The organism is Echinicola vietnamensis DSM 17526 (assembly GCF_000325705.1).
In the GTDB taxonomy this organism is placed as follows: Bacteria; Bacteroidota; Bacteroidia; order Cytophagales; family Cyclobacteriaceae; genus Echinicola; species Echinicola vietnamensis.
Genome location: NC_019904.1, coordinates 3,839,330 through 3,856,798 on the forward strand (window position 1 = coordinate 3,839,330; position 17,469 = coordinate 3,856,798).

Annotated in this window: 12 protein-coding genes; 2 read left to right on the plus strand and 10 right to left on the minus strand. The window is 42.6% G+C overall.

All coding sequences use genetic code 11. The features are described 5' to 3' along the window. Nucleotides 1-39 precede the first annotated feature (39 nt). From ECHVI_RS15770 to ECHVI_RS15815, 8 genes are all read right to left on the minus strand, one after another. The gene (locus tag ECHVI_RS15770) at nucleotides 40-969 is read right to left on the minus strand and encodes a nucleotidyl transferase AbiEii/AbiGii toxin family protein (protein WP_015267009.1); all 930 of its coding nucleotides are present in this window, start codon (nucleotides 967-969) and stop codon (nucleotides 40-42) included. A 3-nt stretch (nucleotides 970-972) separates the two neighbouring features. Further along, entirely contained in the window at nucleotides 973-1,761 is a 789-nt protein-coding gene (locus ECHVI_RS15775) for a type IV toxin-antitoxin system AbiEi family antitoxin (RefSeq protein WP_015267010.1), read from the minus strand. Nucleotides 1,762-1,879: 118 nt separating this feature from the next. Further along, nucleotides 1,880-3,961 carry a type IA DNA topoisomerase gene (locus ECHVI_RS15780; RefSeq protein WP_015267011.1) on the minus strand — a complete coding sequence of 694 codons (2,082 nt, stop codon included), beginning with the start codon at nucleotides 3,959-3,961 and terminating at the stop codon, nucleotides 1,880-1,882. Between the two features lie 6 nt (nucleotides 3,962-3,967). Then, on the minus strand, nucleotides 3,968-5,431 hold the full coding sequence (locus ECHVI_RS15785) for a DUF3945 domain-containing protein (RefSeq protein ID WP_015267012.1): 1,464 nt from the start codon (nucleotides 5,429-5,431) through the stop codon (nucleotides 3,968-3,970). An 84-nt stretch (nucleotides 5,432-5,515) separates the two neighbouring features. Further along, complete coding sequence (locus tag ECHVI_RS15790) at nucleotides 5,516-5,824, minus strand: helix-turn-helix domain-containing protein (protein ID WP_015267013.1); 309 nt, start codon at nucleotides 5,822-5,824, stop codon at nucleotides 5,516-5,518. Nucleotides 5,825-6,072: 248 nt separating this feature from the next. Further along, nucleotides 6,073-6,918, minus strand: a complete 846-nt coding sequence (locus ECHVI_RS15795; RefSeq protein ID WP_015267014.1) for an RteC domain-containing protein — start codon at nucleotides 6,916-6,918, stop codon at nucleotides 6,073-6,075. Between the two features lie 2,252 nt (nucleotides 6,919-9,170). After that, nucleotides 9,171-9,599 carry a DUF417 family protein gene (locus ECHVI_RS15810; RefSeq protein ID WP_015267017.1) on the minus strand — a complete coding sequence of 143 codons (429 nt, stop codon included), beginning with the start codon at nucleotides 9,597-9,599 and terminating at the stop codon, nucleotides 9,171-9,173. Nucleotides 9,600-9,786: 187 nt separating this feature from the next. Next, the gene (locus ECHVI_RS15815) at nucleotides 9,787-9,996 is read right to left on the minus strand and encodes a hypothetical protein (protein ID WP_015267018.1); all 210 of its coding nucleotides are present in this window, start codon (nucleotides 9,994-9,996) and stop codon (nucleotides 9,787-9,789) included. Nucleotides 9,997-10,465: 469 nt separating this feature from the next. On the opposite strand from ECHVI_RS15815, the gene ECHVI_RS15820 reads away from it, so the two are divergent. Together ECHVI_RS15820 and ECHVI_RS15825 are read left to right on the plus strand one after the other, a co-directional pair. Beyond that, the gene (locus tag ECHVI_RS15820; RefSeq protein WP_169316422.1) at nucleotides 10,466-13,213 is read left to right on the plus strand and encodes a S8 family serine peptidase; all 2,748 of its coding nucleotides are present in this window, start codon (nucleotides 10,466-10,468) and stop codon (nucleotides 13,211-13,213) included. A 3-nt stretch (nucleotides 13,214-13,216) separates the two neighbouring features. After that, nucleotides 13,217-14,941, plus strand: a complete 1,725-nt coding sequence (locus ECHVI_RS15825) for a membrane dipeptidase (RefSeq protein ID WP_015267020.1) — start codon at nucleotides 13,217-13,219, stop codon at nucleotides 14,939-14,941. 388 nt (nucleotides 14,942-15,329) lie between these two features. Here the strand turns inward: ECHVI_RS15825 and ECHVI_RS15830 are convergent, their stop codons facing one another. Both ECHVI_RS15830 and ECHVI_RS15835 read right to left on the minus strand, forming a co-directional pair. Then, nucleotides 15,330-16,346, minus strand: a complete 1,017-nt coding sequence (locus ECHVI_RS15830) for a DUF481 domain-containing protein (protein ID WP_015267021.1) — start codon at nucleotides 16,344-16,346, stop codon at nucleotides 15,330-15,332. 65 nt (nucleotides 16,347-16,411) lie between these two features. Further along, nucleotides 16,412-17,452: a hypothetical protein gene (locus tag ECHVI_RS15835; protein ID WP_015267022.1), complete on the minus strand. Its 1,041-nt coding sequence runs from the start codon at nucleotides 17,450-17,452 to the stop codon at nucleotides 16,412-16,414. Between the last annotated feature and the right edge of the window lie 17 nt (nucleotides 17,453-17,469).

Here is a 17,469-nt window from a genome sequence, read left to right on the forward strand (position 1 = left end):
TTTGAATTATCCTGCCAACAATAGGATGCTTTTAAAATATCACGTTTTGTTATTGAAAAGTACCTCTTTCAGTTTCTCGGCTGCTTGCCTGTGTTTCTTTTCGTCCATTTTTGAGAGATTGAGCAGTTTCCACTGAACAGATGGCAAATGAGCGACTTCCTCCATATTGGGCAGACCCAATAACTCCCATTGCGGTTTTCGTTCTTTAAAAGACAACAAAAATGCCCTCTCATCTGGAGTCATTTCTTTATTGATAACGGTCACCAGTTGCTCCCTTGTCCGTTCCAGTACTTCTACGGAAATATCCACCTCTGCCATTTGTGCGAATTCTGATTCATATATTTCACGTATGTCTTTGCGGTGTGGCGCAAGCAGTTCAGCCATTGGTCGCTGGTGGCTGATCAGGAACACAAGAAATGTTTTTCGTAGATTTTCCGTAAACCCCTCATTTTCGAGCAGAAACTTTACATCAAACAAATCACGGGGATGTTGCCTGTCCAATGCCGCGGCAATCTTCCCCGCGTATAAATCGGGTAATGATGCTACCTGTATTTCGGCGTAACCAAATTCACGCTCTACGGTTTCACAAACTTCCATGCGAACCTCAGGGAATACCGATCCCCGGATAACCGGTGACAACTCCACTTTGACACGTATATCTTCCACTTGCAGAATAAGACGGAGTGCGTTCCCCTGTTCGTGCGTGTTCTGTATGCGAATGCCCGGAATGGTTTTCTTAATCAGTTCGCTCAATCTCGATAATGCTTCACGGATATTAGCGAGTGCTTCTTCACGTCCCTCTGAGGGCAGGTAGAGCAAATCAATATCAACTGATAGTCTGGGAAGTTCCCTGTAAAAAAGGTTGATGGCGGTTCCGCCCTTCAGGGCAAAACATTTCTCACTGTCCAAAAGTGGCAGGATGCGTACCAATAACTGGACCTGCCGGTAATAAATACTGTCTTTCTTCATCTGTTAGGGTTGAAAATCCTTGGGTACGGTTATTTTATATGTTTTATCAAGCTCTCCTTCCTTTGCAATTACCCGGTTGCCGGACCCAAGGGCTATATGTTCCGTATCCAGCTTTGAAAACCATGTATAATTATGCCTTGAAGCGAACCAAAGGAAAAGCCGTTTGACTTTGACATTTGTGCACGCCTCCAATAATCGTTGCAAGGTTCGGGGGGAAAGGGAGGTCATTCCTTGTATGAGCTGATCTGCATGTTCAAATGATATTTTTCTGGGAACGTCGTTGAGCATTTCCAAGCAGGCTCTTTCCGGGCATGATATTTTCAGGTCTTTGAAACCTTCTTTCCAAGAAACGGAACTGGTGTATTTCCCGGAAATATCTCTTTCCATACCGGAGAAAAGTTCATTCCGGGTATGGCGTATAAAAGCTATGTTTTCCGATAGTTCGTTCGTCCATAAGGGTAATTTATCATTACCGTATAGACGGATGGTTTCTTTTTGGGAAACGGGTATGTAATGCGAAAACCCTTTTAATTCAAGAGCCGACAGCCCACCTACCACATAATCCGTTTTCATAACGGTTTGCAAGGTATAGACCATACTTTGCCAGGAAAGCAGGATACTCCCCCTTGTATATAGCCCTTTCCACAGTAATTTCAACTGTTCGCTTTTTACCAGGTTGTCTATGGCATGTTTGTCCAAAGAAGCCTCTTCCATAAGCCAGTTACGGGTTACAATCATACTTTCGGGTATTATCTGTTCCAATAATCGTCGTCTTTCAGGATTGGATGCCATGTTTACATAATTTATTTTAGGCGGCGTTTATCGCCGTCAAAACAAAGATACGTAAATATTTTGTTTATATAAAATAAAAATAACGGCGTTTATCGCCGTTGAATAAGATTTATATAAACTATTTCTTTTTCCGCTTCTCAAATTCAAAGGAGCTTTCAGCTTTGTCGTTCAAGACGATATAGGCATCGAACGTCTTTCCCGCCTTGCTTTTCATTCCTTTGATAAGCGATGTTTTGCCGTTATCCACCAGGCTTTCAATATCAACAATGCCGATTTGCACGCCGCAAACAATGCGAAACTGGACCCAATTGCAAGCCTCGTCCGGACACTTCACGATTTTATCCCGGATGAGCAGTTTTTGTTTTTTGCATTTCGGACAGACAAGTTCGGGTGAATTATCCTTGGCAATGGAAGTTTGCAACAGTTCTCCGGTGATGGATTTGGTATAGGCCTCCATTTCCTTTTGGAATGCTATGGCATTCATTTCACTGGTTTCGATTTTCTGAAGTGCCAGTTCCCATTCGGCGGTCATGGCCACGTCTGCAATTTTCCGGTCTTTGACCAACTCATATACCTGCAATCCCTTTTCCGTAGGAATCAAAGATTTCTTTTCCCGCTGGATATAATTGCGGGTAAACAGGGTTTCGATTATTGCGGCTCTTGTAGCCGGAGTGCCAATACCGATATTCTGCAAAGCTTTCCGTTCTTCCTCGTTCTTGATATCCTTTCCCGCCGTTTCCATAGCCGACAAAAGCCCTGCTTCGGTGTATAATACGGGAGGCTTGGTTTTCTTTTCCAAAACTGCGGCTTGTTTGATTTTGAGTACATCACCTTCTTTTATGTCCGGTAGATCCTCTATAGGTTCTGCATCATCATCGGTGAAGTTACCTTTGATGGAACGCCAGCCGGGTTCGAGCACCTTGCAGCCCTTTGTCGTAAAATCGTAATGCAATGCCTGTAAAGTAATATGAGTGGCCTCCTTGGTGCAGGCACCGGAAATCGCTTCGAGTAGTCGAAAGGCAATCATATCATAAACCGCATTTTCCTTTGCATTCAGTGCCGATGGGATTGTGTCGGTAGTCAATAACCCGTGGTGGTCGGTCACGCGCAGGTCATTCACGATGCGTTTATTGAAACGTCCCCATTTCACTTTGGCAACGGCTTGTTTACAGGTGTCCCTATCCTGCAAAGCTCTTATGAGATTGGGAATCTCTGTCCACATATCTTCGGGTATGTACTTGCTTCCGGTACGTGGATAGGTGATAAACTTCTTCTCATAAAGACTTTGAGCAATTTTGAGGGTTTCTTCCGCAGATAGGTTCAGTTTTTTGTTTACTTCTTTTTGCAAGCCGGTCAGGTCAAACAACAAGGGCGGCTGTTCTGTAACGTTTTTGGTTTCTACGGATGTGACAGCAGCCGTATTCCCGTTTCTCTCTATGGATTTCAAGGTGTCCTTTGCCAGTTTTTGGTTATCCCACTTATTTTTGGAAAGGCTTTTAAACTCGATGAATTCCTTGGTATGCGACAACTGTATCTGCCAGTATTTCTGTACCGAAAAGTTTTTGTTTTCCAAGTAACGCCTACATATCAAAGCTAGTGTTGGCGTCTGTACCCGTCCAAGCGAATAAACACCATTGCCAGCCGCAATGGAGAGTGCCTGCGTGGCATTGATTCCTACCAGCCAGTCTGCACGACTTCTGCCTTGTGCCGCTTGGTATAGTCCGTCAAACTCCTTTCCGTCTTTGAGGTTGTCAAAACCCTGTTTAATGGCTTTTTCCGTAAGGGAACTGATCCAAAGTCGCTGAAAGGGCTTGATGCATTTCAGGTACTCGTAAATGTATCTGAATATGAGCTCGCCCTCACGTCCGGCATCGGTCGCTACGATAATGCCATCACTTCGGTTAAAAAGCTGTTCAATGATTTTCAGTTGCTTTATCGCTCCTGCGTCGGTGGTGTAGCCTTTGTCTTTTTTCACCTTGCGGACTGCCAGTAAAAACGGATGGGGCAATATCGGCAAAGCTGCTTTGTCAAATCCCGTTATGCCATAATCTTCGGGCATTCCCAACCCGACAAGGTGTCCGAATGCCCAGGTAACAAAATAGCCGTTGCCTGTCAGGTGACCTTCCTTCTTTTCGGTGGCTCCCAACAGGCTGGCTATTTCCCTTGCTACACTTGGTTTTTCTGCAATGACTGTTTTCATACTTTACTACATTTTTCTGCTTCTGGCCTTTGCAGGTGTTTTGGGTTTTTCCTGTTGTTGCTGCTGTTTTTTGTCTTTCGGGGTTTGTTGCGCTGTCTTCAAAGGCTCTTTGATATTCTTGGTAGCTTCGTTGGTTTTTCCCTCTGAGTTGACTGCTGTTTGGGTTTTGTGGGGTTCGGTAGGTTTTGCCTGCTCTTTGAGCTTATCAGGATTTCGGAAAGAAAATTCCGTTCTGCCTGTTTCCTGATTCAGCGTGATATATCCCTGATATTTTTGCCCCTTTTTATCCATCAGGCCATCTACGTACACCGTTTGACCGGCTTTGAACTTATTGTATTGCTCTTCGTCCAGTTCCTTGCCCCGGAATGTTCGTGGAGCTTCCTGCGGCTGGTTTTGCTGATTGTTTTGAACATTGCTCTGTGTTTGCCGATTGGAATTGTTCCTGTCAAAAAGAAACTCCACATAGCGTTTGTCCGCGTTGAACTGAACCATAGCCGCAAACTCGGTTCCTTTCCTGGAAATCATACCTTCCAGATAAAGCGGTTTACCTTCCATTAAGGCTTGTTTTTGCGCATCGCCCAGTTTTACCCCTTTGATCTCATCCGGGATTCTGATAAAATCCGTCCGTAATGCGACCAGTTCATTGGTCAGCCTGTCTACGCTGACAATGGACGGAAGTGTTTCGCCTGTTTTGGGATTGGTCAGGTTAACCACACGTCCCATATTTCCTGATTCGAGTAGATTTTTCTTGTCCTCATCGGTAAACTTATGGCCGAAAAACTCAAAGTTCAGGTTTGGCTCTTTACGGATGCCGTGAATGGCAACCACCACCTGTCCGTCATCATTGGGTTGCAGGGATAAGCGGGCGTCCATTCGGGTTACCGCAGTACCAAGGTTTAGGCTTACCGGTACAAGTTCGTTGGTCTTATAGCCTTTCAGTAAAGGTTCAAGGAGGTTCATTTTTTCAAGGCGCTCCTTACCTAATCCAAGATTGTTCATGGTTTCCCAATCAATCTGTTCCAGCTTGTAGCGGTATTCGCTGGTTTCCGGGGTTTTCTGTGTCGTTTCCATATCATTTTGATTTTCTTGTTTTTGTTTCTCTTTTATTTCCGGTTTGATCTCGTGCTGTTTTAGTAGGTGTTCGCCTTCAGGAGTTGGACTGCTTACCTGCTTTTGCATTTTATCCGCCGTATCAATGGCAATAGGTGAGGGAACTTTGAAAAAAGAGAAGTTGGTGGGGTTCTTCAACTGGCTGAAAAAGTTGGAGAAGAAGTTGGAAAAGAAATCGCCATGTCTGTCCACCCGCATAAACTGGTTCTGGTTTTTCCTTGTAGGATCAACCGTTTCCATTTTCCCATTTTTGTCAATGCTTTTTACAGCCTGGATTTTCTTTTTCTCCTTATCCAGTACCAGCAATATGTCCGAGAGTTGTTCCGGTACTTGTGGTTTATCTAACGTTTGCTCACTCATCGCTTGAAAATTTTAAAGTTCAGTGCCGAAAGTAAAAGACGTACTCATCGTTTTGCTTCAATTGGCATCCACTGGCAGTGTTTGTCACTTGTTGGCGTTCGTTTTGGGGACCGGAGCCCTGAAACTCTCACGGATGAAGCGATGGACGTCGGAGAGCTTGTAATACAATTTTCCACTTATGGTGTAATAGGGCAACTTGCCGATGGAGCGGTAGCGTTGCAGGGAACGGTTACTTATTTTTAGCATCTGGAGCAGATCCTGATTGTCGAGCAACTCCTCACCATCTATGCAGTTGCGTTTTTTCTGCACATCCTCTAAATGGTCGCTAAGTATGTCAAAGCGCCCCATAATGCGTTCCATCCATGCCGTAAATTCCATTTTATCAATATTCATAAGGACTCCGTTTTTGTTTCATTACAAAATTCAGGAGTGTGGAAGGGTTTGTCTGCCAAGGCTAGCCAATTGGTTTAGCTGTTTTTTTAAATTTTAGCAGTAATGAGAATTAGCTGAAAAACAATGGGTTAATTCTTGTAGAGTATATCGTTGGAGAACGGAACAGAGATTTTACCAATTGGCGGATATGGGCAAAAAGAAAGCAGCACATAAAATGCACTGCCTTGAACTTGACCTTTTGGATGCTGTCAAAGATCTTTATCCATGTATTCTTCGAGAGATAATTTCAACTGATCCAGAAATGCGGTTCTCGAACCAGCCCGGGTTTTCATCCGGTGAAAAGCGTGATGCAGGTCTCCGAGAGGAATACGGAAAAGTATCTGGAACATCAGGCTTATTTTTCGGATGCCGATCTTACCATGTGAAATAACACCGGAAGCGTGAAGTGCATAAACCAATTCAATGAGCGCGTTTTTGCTGTCTGTCCAGAAAACGTCATTGGAACTTTCCGGCTTCTGCAATATGGTGTCCGGGTTTTCTTCAGGATTGATTTTGGTCAGCAGGTAGGAATAAAGCAATTCATTGGCAATGATCCTTGCGATCTTGTAATCAAAAAAAGTTGAGAATAACGGATCTATCTCGAACACTATACTGTTAAGTCCATCGTGGTAATTGATATTTCCACGCTTAAAATAGGTGTCGTCACGATCCGTTCGTCCTGAGCGGTAATAACGGTAAAAATCGGTATTACAGACATGTGCCATGTATTCCCGTTTTAGGTTGGCCAACTGCGTTGAAAAATATCCATAATACATTTTCCCGTTGTCCACGGGGCAGGCTGTTTCAATGCGGTAAACCTTGTTGTAGTAGATTAGTTTACCGAGTATCTGCGGTTTTATCGTTCGGAAGAAGTTGATTTCTTCAGCATCGTTGCAGAAGCCATTCTCGATAATGTGTCCTTTAGCCGAGAATAGTAGGTCTTGGAGATACAGTGTCATTTCGTAGGCCTCATCAATCAATGTTTTGCCTTGCGATGAAATCTTGTCTTCCTTTTGGTGTATCTCCAAAATGATGTTTTGTAGAGCGTGTTTCATATCCGCCAATTTTATGGGGCTACAGGCTTTTTAGAGACAAGTATTCCCAAATGAAGTACAAACTTTATGATTTTGAGCACAATATTTCCCCAAGTTCTACCCAAGTTGGGAGATTTTTTTTTTTGCTGCAACCTCATAATTGGAGCTTTACATCTCTTGTTGAAAGGAAGCGTAAATTTAGCCTGTCAAAATAAAAATGATAAAAAACAGCGGTGTCTCCTTGCTTCTCGATATTTTCTTCATACTTTTGCACCGGTTAGTTCGAACCAAGACGAATCTTTCTCTTTCTGATTGTATACGAAGAAAAATAAATTCAATATAAGTGGTTGATTTTTAATTACTTACGCATCGTTTTTCGAGGCTAATAATTTTAAATCTTCCAAAAAATGGTTCGAAAATTGTCCCGGGAGGACGACTGGATTTATTTCAAAAGAACCAAAACCCTCTAAATGTCATGTTTAGAGGGTTTTTATTTTTATAATGGTAAAAACATTTATCGGTAGTATAATTAAAGGACCAAGTGTAAACGAAAGGCGGGAGCCTATTTTGATGGCTAAATCTATTCTTTGCCTCCTTTGGTTTCTATTTGGCCACGGATGAACATGGATAAACACAGATAGGATGATAAAGGCCTTTTAAATCTGTGCTCATCCCTTTTATGGACCAAGCATATTTCTTGGGGGACGAATGTTGACATGGTCTTATAAAAGAAAATTTCATGCCGTTAAAACCATGGTTTTCCTCCACAGGGCAAACGCCTTTAAAAAATATGTTCCTATTTGCATTTATATCTGCCGTTCCTACGGAACTTACCCATTTGTGTGTAATCATTTTGGTGCAGGTTGTCACCTGCACCTTCTGTATGACCCTCCGCCAAAGGCGGATTAGGCAGGATGCTCAGTTGCTAGCGCATATTCAGGGTTTAACCTCAGCCAAGCCAACCATTATGCATGAGCAGATAGCTGCGACGGCTTGTACGATCCAAATCAACAAATCATTCTTTCAGGCTATCCCGCCATTCGGCACCATAGGCTACTGCGGTTTCCAATGTACAAATCGGGGCAAAGTGCCAGCGGCACGATAAATTTCGTAACCTGCGGATTCATCCGCAGGAACTTAAGGGCTCCTCAACCTCCCGAAGGAGTGCCAGCGGCACGGATGATAGCTCCTTTACACGAAATTAGTACTAAATGCATTTGCCACACTTGAAAGCCATCATGGAAATCGCTTTTAGCCCCTTGAAATTCTTTAATTCAGGCTGACATCTCTTTACTAACAGTTCAAAAGTGTTTGCCCTGGGGGAACGGCCAATTTTCATTATGTTGTAAAATGCCCCCGGCTTTTCGGCTCGATCCTCTATTTGGCCACGAATGAACATGGATAAACATAGATAGGATGCTGAAGGCGTTTTAAGTCTGCGCTCATGCCTTTTATTCGTTTAACGTCTACCTTGCTATTGTCCTTGGCTATGAAGCGGATTCTCCTCCAAGTCTTGGGTTACAGAGCTTGTTGATCCTGCCATCAGTGCGCCCATCTTATCTACGAGAGACTTCTCTAAATGCTTCAGGATGATCTTGTATGCATTTGTCCAGTCCAAAGTCGAAATGCTTTCCTTTTCGGGAAGCTGTACCCAAAGATATTGTTCGATCCTCTATTTGGCCACGGATGAACATGGATAAACACAGATAGGATGCTGAAGGCGTTTTAAGTCTGCGCTCATGCCTTTTATCCGTTTAACGTCTACCTTGCTATTGCCCTTGGCTATGAAGCGGATTCTCCTCCAAGGCTTGGATTACAGAGCTTTTTGATCCTGCCATCAGTGCGCCCATCTTATCTACGAGAGACTTCTCTAAATGCTTCAGGATGATTTTGTATGCATTTGTCCAGTCCAAAGTCGAAATGCTTTCCTTTTCGGGAAGCTGTACCCAAAGATATTGTTCGATCCTCTATTTGGCCACGGATGAACATGGATAAACACAGATAGGATGCTGAAGGCGTTTTAAGTCTGCGCTCATGCCTTTTATCCGTTTAACGTCTACCTTGCTATTGTCCTTGGCTATGAAGCGGATTCTCCTCCAAGTCTTGGGTTACAGAGCTTGTTGATCCTGCCACCAGTGCGCCCATCTAATCTACGAGAGACATTCTCTAAATGCTCCAGTAAATCTTCTTGTAAGCATTCGCAGGATGGTAATAAAATCCTGGCCTGGTTAAAGGAATCGGAGTGGGACTCGATTTTTACCATTGACCTCATTTTACGCATTTTTGCTCCATACCCATACCGATAAGGCGAGTAGACCGATGTCTTTAATGATAAAAAAGTCCGTAACAGGTATTCCATCCACTGTCCTCCATTCACCGGGTGTCGTAAATAAGAATGAAATGGTGGTTAGAAAAATAATTGTAGATGCTATACCAGCATATTTCCCTATTTTTTTTGTCCAAAAGGATAATATTAGACCTATTCCGACTGCAATTTCTGATGCTCCAATGACGTTGGAGACCATTTGAACTGAACAAAAGTGGTAAAGCCATCCCATGGCGAAATGATTTTCCACAAGGGGCTTGATGGTGGCAGCTTCGGTAGGGGTAAATTTGAATATTCCGATCCAGAGTAAGGGAATGGCAAGTCCTGCGATACCTATCATGTAGGCAACTTTTTGGAGTAGCGTAGAAGAGTACATGTAAATTAGTTTTGGTTAAGAATTTATAAATGGAAACAATACTGATATTAACTGTTAGTGGTGAAAAATAAATGGTTTAATATATTCATTGATAGTTACTTGCGGCGACAAAGGTATATCCCTTAAAAATAAAAAAAGATGCCAAAAACTTGGCATCTTCATGATTTTAATCAACAAAAGATTGAACTTAATTATTTACTTCTTCTTCGATTTCTTCAGCTTTTTTCTCTACGTCTTCAGCCGCGTCATCTACAGCTTCACCGGCATCTTCCATGGTGTTTTCCACGGCATCGCCAGCTTCTTCCATTTTGTCTTCTGCGTTATCACTTTTGTCATTACCACAGGAATATAGTGAAAGCATTCCTGCTACTGCGAATAATGCTAATACCTTTTTCATCGTTTCAATAGTTAAAGATTAGTGTTTAGATTAATTTATTAATGCATGTACAAAGCCTGTACCAAATTTTAATCGATTATATAAATTTTGGAATTATTTTAAATGTTCCTTTCAAGTGGTCAAGAGAGATTAGACCATATTTTTTGAACGGTTAATCCCATGGAATGCTAGAAAATCTCACTTACCCGATCAAAATCTTTCAATAGTTACCGATAATAAGTCTAAAAATAAGATAAAATGAATAAAATACCGTGTTATTGGTATTTTTTAAGAGGTTAAAATCTTGTAAATTAGGTAGATATCAACACATGTTTAACACCACACTTTTATTTCAGGGCGAATGGTCTGCTTAATCTTTCATGATGGCCTTCATCTTTCCAGACGAGAATCTTACGGCTTGACAGTGGTCATTCCTGCTTAACAAATTTTACAACTAAAATGTGTCTATATGGTAACCCGGTGGAGTTTAATGGAGTATGTTGCTAACCGTTATGGGAAAGTTCAGCCGGTTTTTGAAGAAGCGGCCAAGAAGTTACAACGTGTGAAAGCCAAAGAGATCCCTCTCTTAAGCCTTGAAGATGACTTGGAAAGGGTCAAGCTTCGCATGGCCCGTGAGGAGGGAGAGATGCCCATTATCATGGAGCGGATAAATGGGGGAGTGGATTTTCAGGATAGTTATATATTGGAAATGCTTTCTACCTTATCCAAGGCCGTCTGTAGGATCACCCAGCATGGTCGCCCCATCGGTACCGGCTTTTTGATTTCCGAAAATGTTATCATGACCAATAACCATGTCATTGATCGGCCTGAAAATGCACAAGGCATGATGGCCGAATTTAATTATGAGTTGGACAGCAATAAAAATATCAAAAAGAGTTTTTCCTTTTCGCTTGATCCAGACAAGTTTTTTCTAACATCATCCTATACTGCAAATCCAGAAGTTCCCTATTCGGGTTTGGATTTTACGATGATTGCTGTCTCCGAAGGCAGCCAAGAAAATGTCCCGCTGTCGACCGTAAAGCCGATTTATTTGGATGGTGTCAGGGGAAAGATTATCAAAGGGGAATCCTGTGTCATTATCCAACACCCCAGGGGAATGCCCAAAAAAATTGTGCTTAAAAACACTGCATTTTTTTCAGAGACCAGGACCAGGATTGTGTATGAGAGTGATACCCTGCCGGGATCTTCTGGATCGATGGTCGTGGCATTGGGAACTGGTGAGATTATCGCTCTTCATCATGCTGGTCTCCCGAGAACCGACAGTCAAAACAGGATTCTTACACGCTCAGGAGCTATTGCCACTGCCAGCACCCCAGACGAGGAAATTGATTGGATCGGAAATGAGGGCATCAAAATCAGCAGGATAATTAATGCCTTGAAAGATTCAGCCCTTCCTCCAGGTATGCAAGCGGTAAAAGAAAGGCTTTTACACAAAACGACACAGACCCAAGGCGAAATCAATGATGGCAGGGATAATAGAGAAGCTAGTTTTAATAAAGCCCCCATTCCCGTTAATCCAGAGAAGGAACAAAAGCCCAAAATAGCCATGAAATCATCTCCAACATCACGACAAGACTATATTTTTACTGCAATCAATAACCCAAAAGTGTTGGGGACGATTGCAGAAATCTTAAAAGCACGATATGGAGAAACTCCACTAATTAAGTTATCCATGCCTTCTTTTGCGGCTGTGGACAGGGTGGAGCTGTTTAGTCTAAGTGCTCCAGTGGTGGGGAATATTGAAGATGAGGCCAGAAATCTATCAACGATTCCTGGAATTATCAATGTAGAAACAGATGTGCCTCTCCACCTTAACACAGGAAAGGATCAAAAAGATCCTGATCATTCCATCTATGAAGGAATGGTAGAGGATGGTTATGGAAAGTTTAATGAGGATGAGTTTTTAAAAAAATACCGTCACGAACGGCAAAGCATCTATGTTCAGGATAAAACGCCGCAGTATCACCGTAAGTGGAATTGGTATGCGACTGCTTTTGATTCAGTCCTTGCAGATAAGCAGGTCGTTTCTCCAGTGGATAAGGGAATTAGGATTATCCAATTTGATACGGGATTTACGGATCATGCAAAGGTCCAGGGAGGATTTGACAAGGACTTGGATATGGATTTTGTGGATCAGGATGATGATGCTACAGATAGCTTTACCGCAGGAATATTAAAGCATCCAGGACATGCCACTCGAACGGGGAGTTTACTGATAGGCAATGAGGTGACGTTGATCGAAAAAAATGGTAATAGCGGTTTGCTTTCACAGTTTGGGTTTCAGCTGGTTCCTTACAGGATTTGTAAAAGTGTCATTTTGATTCGCCGGCAGCAGGAATTGGCCGATGCATTGGATCTGTGTATTTCCCAGCGTTACCCCATTATTTCGATGAGCCTTGGACTTCCGCCTACCATGGCCACGGCAGCCATGGCCAAGAAAGCCTATGATGCAGGGGTGATCTGGTGTTGTGCTGCAGGTAATGTGGTACAGGTCGTAGTGGCTCCGGCAGTTTACCCAGGCACTATCGCCGTAGCTGCATCCAATCCTATGGATGAAGAATGGAAAGGTTCTAGTCGTGGCAGCACGGTGGACATCACCGCGCCGGGAGAAGATGTGTACGTTCCGATCTTTTTGGAGCCTGAAAGCAATGGCACACCTGGTGAATCGTTTGCCTACGGAAATGGTACGAGCTATGCCACGCCTCATGTGGCTGCTGCAGCCGCCCTTTGGTTGGCCAAGTATGACGATACCTTAAGCAATGGAGAATATGCAGGTTGGCGAAAAGTAGAAGCTTTTAGGAAGGCTGTGGATGTTTCTGCCAGAAGAAAAAACCGCCTCCCAAGAGTGGGCTTTGGGCATGGGATATTGGACGTGGAGAAATTGCTCAAAACACCCCCCGTGGCGCCTGTTCAATTAGAATATGCCTACAAAAATACAGATCAGGGAAGGTTAGGGGAAGTTACCCAAGCCTATGGCGAGATGGCCAAGACCCTTTGGAATAAAATCCATGGTTGGGCTTTTGGTATTCCGAGGGGAGGGCAGGAGGCTTATGCTCCGGATAGCAGGGAACTTTCCGATTACGCAAAGATGCTGGAAAGAACCTTGATAAATGAAAGCACCACTTCCCTAGAATCAGGCGATGATGTATCCCAGGAAACACTTTTAGAGCTCTTTTCCAAAGTGCACCAAAAAATTGAATCTGAATTAAAGAAATAAGCCATGCAAAAGATATTTGATTTCCATTTTCATTTATTGTTTAAGCATTATATCGCAGACCCGAAATTAAAACTGGATTTTAGCAAGAATTTTAATACTACCGGGGTTGCAAAAGTGCTAAACGACCTGGTGGGCGGTTCATTTGACAGTCAATCTTCCCCCGCGCAGGTTAAGGAGAGTCAGCTCTATTTAGGGGTGGTCTCCCTGAGCAGTATTGAATATGCCTTTGCAGAAAGGATCTTACATATTTGTGACAAGGATTTTTCTTTTGTTCTTCCCATCAATGACCGGATTTTTAACCGTATTAAGTCCCATCAAACCACCTATTGGCAGGATTTTCTGGAGCTTGTAGATCAGCATCAAAAGAGTTTTGACAAGCTTTCAAAAGAGCCATATAACATCCAGTTTTTAAAGCGAAAGGACTTTAAAGGAAAAGGGATTCATGAAATAGAAGCATTGCTCACCAAGGGAAATAAGCGGCGGTTTACCTTAGCAATAGAGGGTGGCCATAACCTTTCCGATGTTCCTGCGGGAAACGAAGAGTGCATCCTTTCAGCTTATCCGCATCATCAAATGAAGACCTTGCAGGAAATGGATGATGTGGACTTTATGGCCATAAACCTGTGCCATCTGAGCGATATTCCGGAACAACGGCTTGGAGGATTTGCCCAAGGCGTCAACAAGCTTTCCCAAATTGCCTTTAGGAGTGATCATTTTCTACCTACTGTAGGATTGGGGTTGACGGAGATTGGGAAAAAACTGATTCGTCAGTGTTTGTTACATCCTAGCAGATCAGTGCTCATTGATGTCAAGCACATGAGTCTGTATACGCGATTGGAGTATTATCGGTTTAAGGACCAATTGGCAGATGAAGCACCGATGGTAGACCGGTTGCCCATCCTTTCCAGTCACACCGGATTTACGTTTACCTCCATCGATGATTATCTCAACCGTCAAACCTATAGAGCTGATGTATCGGAAACAGTGGCCGGCAAAACGGTCACCATAGCCCCGGAAAATAGAAAGATCGGCCGTACGAATGATAAGTTGAACAAAGGGCTGTACGCCAATCCTTGGACCATCAACCTCTTCGATGAAGAAATCATTGAGATCATGGCTTCAGGAGGCATGATGGGGATCAGCTTAGACCAACGGATATTGGGGGCATCCAACCCTGCTTTTGATTCCATAAGGGATAAGTATTACGAAAAGGAACAGGTGTCGTACCATGAGTTTAAAAAACTTTATAAAGAGGGGAAATTGCCGGGAGAAGAAGGCTTTTTCGATACATTGAACTTGATTCCTTCCAAGGAGGAGCGTCATGTGATGTTACTGTGCCTTCATATCGTACATGCCGTAAAGCTGGGGTATGAAAAATTACCATGGCTAGAGGAAAGCTCTCCTTGGGATCATATCTGCATTGGATCTGATTTTGACGGCTTGATCAATCCGATCAATGGATTTGAGGATGTGACGAAGCTAGGAGATCTATCTTCATCGCTTCAGAAATATTTGCCCTTAGCTGATAAATACCATTTGTTTTTCCATAGCGTAAAGGCCTTGAAATACCATGAAAATGGAACGGTGGACCAACAGTTTTTGGAGGAAGTTATCGACAAGTTCTTATTCTCCAATGGATTAAGGTTTACAGCTCGTTTTCTGTCCAATTGGTCTGATGAAGCATTGGAGAAGGTAAATAAAGCTAATACCACTACCACCGTGGGGTAAAGCATATTCAGGGAAATCGCTTTTAAAAGTGATGTCAGCCTGAGCGGAGTCGAAGGCTAGACATTGGACCTCGACTCCCTGCCCGCCGGCCAGGCAAGCGCTCGGTCTGACACTATATTGCTTGAATTATATAACACCTTTGGTTAAAAGCGATTTCCTGAGAAAATATTAAATCACGTAAATCGCTTAATTCATCTCCTGGCCTAAAAAAATAAGCTACAGATAGAGACGATGCACCCAATTTTGATCATCAAAAATGAGCGTATCAGAAGCTATTTGTCGTCGAATAAAAATGAATGGTTTGGCAAGGGTAAGGCACTAGCTCCTGCTTTTGTTGCTGGATCCAACATTGGTGCAATGTACACTTCAGATAATGTCTTTATCTGCCTTACAATTCCCAACCGACACCTGTTTGGAGAACATAATCGGCCTTTCCGGCTCCTTCCACAGGTTGGTTATCGAAGTTAAGCGTAAAGCCCACTTTAAAGTAAAGATCCCAAGGAAGGTCATATTTGGTATCGAGGGAATAGTCAATCCTCCATCTTCCTCCTTCGGTGATACCTGGGAATACTATTCCCTTGGTGAGCAATGTAAGGTCTCCTACGTCATATAAATTTAGTTCAGCCCCAAAGTAGGCTTCCATACTGTTCTTACTGGGATCATCGCTAGTATATACTTCATTTAGGTAGGAAATACCTGTTTCTATACCAAAGTAGGAGTCATTGGTGTGGATGAGGTATTTACCGAGACCGGCAGAAAAAGTACTTCTGACATCTATCAATTGTTCGGTGTTTGATAGAAAGGCGTAGTTTGCCGGAACATAAAAATCATGGGGAAGGAATTTTTTATAGTTCAAATTGGCATCTTCCCTACGGGTAGGTTCCACATCATCTTGATTGGAGCGGATGAGGTTGTATCCAGCACTAGCCGACCAACTTGAAGCCACATATCCCAAGGAACTCCTTATTCCGGATTGGGTGTAGTTGTTGGCTTTGGTGAAGCTGTAACTAAAGTCTATAGATGCTGACAACCTACTCCAGAAGTCATTTTCATACGTTTTGAAGTATACGATGTCCTCAATCCTGACCTTTAGGCTATCCCCTGTAGTCAGGTGTAAGGTAACATGTGCAGGATCATAAGTCCAAAGTGAACCGTTATGTCGCTCTCCGGACATTAAGGTAATGAGGTAATTTTGTTTGGAATAGACTTCTTTTACTTCTTGCCATTCGATTTGAAAATCGCTATCACTATAATCTGTTTCAATAGTGACGACCCCCTTATCCAGTGCTTTGATCTCACCAACGATGACGTTATCGTTTTTAAATATCAGTGAATCCCTTACTTCTCTGGCAAATGCAGCATTTATGATGAGTGAAAGGATCAAAAAGGTAAATAATTTTTTCAAAACTGAATTAATTTAAATTATAAGATTAATTACGACGTATGTTTACAGTAAAACTGTGCCTAAGACTACTTGTTTGGGTTTTTTATAAACCCTGGAAATCTATAATTTAGATTTAACAGGAATTGACTCCTTTTCCCAAAAACACCTAATTCACTTCTAAGCATAATGTTTTTGTTGAATTGATACTGGGCGCCAAGGATGATGTTAAATGGTGAAGTGACTTTTTTATCCAATAAATAATCAACATTGGCATTTCCCGGGTCAATTTCATTTGACATGTCTTCTATTTTACCAATGATTTGATTGGCCACGATTCGCTGGGCTGGCGGAAGACCATTGGCCCATTCGTACATATAATCGATCAGAATACCTTCTCCTAGCTGGGGGAATATTTCTTTAATACTGATACTTCCTTGGGTATCATTTGAAATATTTTGGAAAAATACTCCAGCCCAAACGGAAAGGGCTTTTTCGGGATTTACCGGGTTAAGGATCGAATGGCCGACACGTAAACTACTGTTAAAAGCTGGAATCGGCTCTACCACTACATCTACATCTACAAAATTGTAATTATTGTCCCAAGCAATCCACAAAGGCCCTACAGCACCGGATAAGGTGGCACCCAATCCGAAAGAGCTGGCCTTAAAATGTTGGTCTGTCTGTAGCCCAACCGGCTTGAGAAGGCTTACATTGGTTTCGGTTGTTCCTCCTCCGATCATGCCATAAACATTTAAAAATGGGAGTACCCAAATGTCAGGTCTAAAGGTATAAGCGTTGGTGGCTGCTATCGTAGGGCCGAAAGTGATGAATTCACTAAAATCCACCATGTTACTTCCATTAAATCCAAGGAGTATAGATTGGATGGTGATTTCCTGGGTTTGGGTGAAATAAATGCCACTTACACCGTAAGCATAGGGAATATCGTAACCTCTTTTATATACTTGCTTCCCTAAAATTGGCAATTTATAGGGCCATTCCATGTTTTTTAAACTGTCAAAATAGGGCTTATAATAGGGGTTTTCAGAACGGTTCATTCCTTGGGCGGATGAAGTAATGACAATGCCTAAGCAGAATAAAATAAGGATACCGATTTTAATGCATTTCATGATTGTTTATTTTGAGG